Origin of the sequence: Lactobacillus sp. UMNPBX4 (genome assembly GCF_002554115.1) — a bacterium.
Taxonomy (GTDB): domain Bacteria; phylum Bacillota; class Bacilli; order Lactobacillales; family Lactobacillaceae; genus Lactobacillus; species Lactobacillus gallinarum.
This window is the reverse complement of the sequence record NZ_PCZF01000084.1, coordinates 1-3,197: the sequence shown is the minus strand read 5'-3', so window position 1 is coordinate 3,197 and position 3,197 is coordinate 1. Positions and strand designations below refer to the sequence as shown.

The following is a 3,197-nucleotide window of genomic DNA, read 5'->3' as shown; positions in this document are numbered from 1 at the left end:
TCAAAGAGCTAGTACATTGAAAACTGAATATAATCCAAGCAAAAAACCGAGACAATCAAAGAGAACAGATTGCAAGGCGACCGAGAAGAGAATTCTTGAGTAAGGTCAAGTAGAAAAGGGCGCACGGTGAATGCCTAGGCACTAAAAGCCGATGAAGGACGTGACGAACTACGAAAAGCTTCGGGGAGCGGTAAGTACGCAGAGATCCGGAGATGTCCGAATGGGGGAACCCAATGCAGCGATGCATTATTGATTGATGAATAGATAGTCAATCAAAGGAATACGCAGTGAACTGAAACATCTAAGTAGCTGCAGGAAGAGAAAGAAAGATCGATTTCCTTAGTAGCGGCGAGCGAAGAGGAAAGAGCCCAAACCAAGTGATTTATCATTTGGGGTTGTAGGACTGCGACGTGGTAGCGTGAGTGATAGCAGAATTATCTGGGAAGGTAAGCCAGAGAGGGTGAGAGCCCCGTACGTGAAATTGCAAGCGCGCCTAGCAGAATCCTGAGTAGGCCGGGACACGAGGAATCCCGGTTGAAACCGCGAGGACCATCTCGCAAGGCTAAATACTAATTAGTGACCGATAGTGAACCAGTACCGTGAGGGAAAGGTGAAAAGAACCCCGGAAGGGGAGTGAAAGAGAACCTGAAACCGTGTGTCTACAAGTAGTCAAAGCACATTAAAGTGCAATGGCGTGCCTTTTGTAGAATGAACCGGCGAGTTACGTTATCTAGCGAGGTTAAGTCAGAAAAGACGGAGCCGGAGCGAAAGCGAGTCTGAAGAGGGCGAGAAGTTAGGTGACGTAGACCCGAAACCAAGTGACCTACCCATGACCAGGCTGAAGGCGTGGTAAAACGCGCTGGAGGGCCGAACCCACGTAAGTTAAAAATTGCGGGGATGAGTTGTGGGTAGCGGTGAAATTCCAAACGAACTTGGAGATAGCTGGTTCTCTCCGAAATAGCTTTAGGGCTAGCCTCGTGGAGAGGATAATGGAGGTAGAGCTCTGTTTGGACTAGGGGCCCGTCAGGGGTTACTGAATCCAGATAAACTACGAATTCCAGATATCTATACACGGGAGTCAGACTGCGAGTGATAAGATCCGTAGTCGAAAGGGAAACAGCCCAGATCACCAGTTAAGGTCCCCAAATCTATGCTAAGTGGAAAAGGATGTGGAGTTGCGTAGACAACTAGGACGTTGGCTCAGAAGCAGCCATCATTCAAAGAGTGCGTAATAGCTCACTAGTCGAGTGGCGCTGCGCCGAAAATTTACCGGGGCTAAGCATAGTACCGAAACTGTGGATGTACGTAAGTACGTGGTAGGAGAGCGTTCTAAGTGCGGCGAAGGTTAACCGAGAGGATAATTGGAGCGCTTAGAAGTGAGAATGCCGGTATGAGTAGCGAAAGATAGGTGAGAATCCTATCCGCCGAAAGACTAAGGTTTCCTGGGGCAGGCTCGTCCGCCCAGGGTAAGTCGGGACCTAAGGCAAGGCCGAGAGGCGTAGTCGATGGATAACAGGTAGAGATTCCTGTACTGTGTTCAATCGTTATGAGCAATGGAGGGACGCAGGAGGCGAAACACGCATCGCGATGGAACGATGTTCAAGCGACAAGTGCGGTTAAGAGTCAAATGCTTCTAACCAGCAACACGAGTCGTGATGAGGAGCGAAGTAAAAGTAGCGAAGGTGTGGTAGTCACACTGCCAAGAAAAGCTTCTAGCCAGAGAGAACATACCCGTACCGCAAACCGACACAGGTAGTCGAGTGGAGAACACTAAGGTGAGCGAGAGAACTCTCGTTAAGGAACTCGGCAAAATGACCCCGTAACTTCGGAAGAAGGGGTGCTGGCCATGAGAATGGTTAGCCGCAGTGAATAGGCCCAAACAACTGTTTATCAAAAACACAGGTCTCTGCAAAATCGTAAGATGACGTATAGAGGCTGACACCTGCCCGGTGCTGGAAGGTTAAGAGGAGAGCTTAGCGCAAGCGAAGGTTTGAATTGAAGCCCCAGTAAACGGCGGCCGTAACTATAACGGTCCTAAGGTAGCGAAATTCCTTGTCGGGTAAGTTCCGACCTGCACGAAAGGTGTAATGATTTGGGCACTGTCTCAACGAGAGACTCGGTGAAATTATAATACCCGTGAAGATGCGGGTTACCCGCGACAGGACGGAAAGACCCCATGGAGCTTCACTGTAGCTTGATATTGAGTATCTTTTAAACATGTACAGGATAGGTAGGAGCCAAGGAAGGCAGGACGCTAGTTTTGCTGGAGGCAATGTTGGGATACTACCCTTGTTTGAAGGATGCTCTAACCTCGACCTGTAAGCCAGGCCAGGGACAGTGTCAGGTGGGCAGTTTGACTGGGGCGGTCGCCTCCTAAAGTGTAACGGAGGCGCTCAAAGGTTCCCTCAGAATGGTTGGAAATCATTCGCAGAGTGTAAAGGTATAAGGGAGCTTGACTGCGAGAGAGACAACTCGAGCAGGTAGGAAACTAGGACTTAGTGATCTGGTGGTACCGTATGGAAGGGCCATCACTCAACGGATAAAAGCTACCCTGGGGATAACAGGCTTATCTCCCCCAAGAGTTCACATCGACGGGGAGGTTTGGCACCTCGATGTCGGCTCGTCGCATCCTGGGGCTGAAGTCGGTCCCAAGGGTTGGGCTGTTCGCCCATTAAAGCGGCACGCGAGCTGGGTTCAGAACGTCGTGAGACAGTTCGGTCCCTATCCGTCGTGGGCGTAGGAAATTTGAGAGGAGCTGTCCTTAGTACGAGAGGACCGGGATGGACGCACCGCTGGTGTACCAGTTGTTCCGCCAGGAGCATCGCTGGGTAGCTATGTGCGGAAGGGATAAGCGCTGAAAGCATCTAAGTGCGAAGCCCCCCTCAAGATGAGATTTCCTTTGCGTAAGCAGTAAGACACCTCAAAGACGATGAGGTAGATAGGCTGGGAGTGGAAGTTCTGTGAAGAATGGAGCGGACCAGTACTAATCAGTCGAGGACTTGACCAAAGGCCAAGCGATCTGGAGAAGGTTTTTTGCGAGAGATTATGTTTAGTTTTGAGTGTAAAAGCTCAAAAGAGTACGGTGGCGAAAGCAAGAAGGATACACCTGTTCCCATGCCGAACACAGAAGTTAAGCTTCTTAACGCCGAAAGTAGTTGGTGGGCAACTGCCTGCGAGGAAAGGAAGCTGCCGTGCTC

2 rRNA genes are annotated in these 3,197 nt (G+C 50.3%); both read left to right on the top strand.

The annotated features are described in order from the left end of the window. The first annotated feature begins 103 nt into the window (after window positions 1-103). Window positions 104-3,007, top strand: a 23S ribosomal RNA gene (locus tag CP355_RS09605). A 71-nt stretch (window positions 3,008-3,078) separates the two neighbouring features. After that, window positions 3,079-3,195: ribosomal RNA gene (gene rrf, locus CP355_RS09600) — 5S ribosomal RNA — on the top strand. Window positions 3,196-3,197 lie beyond the last annotated feature (2 nt).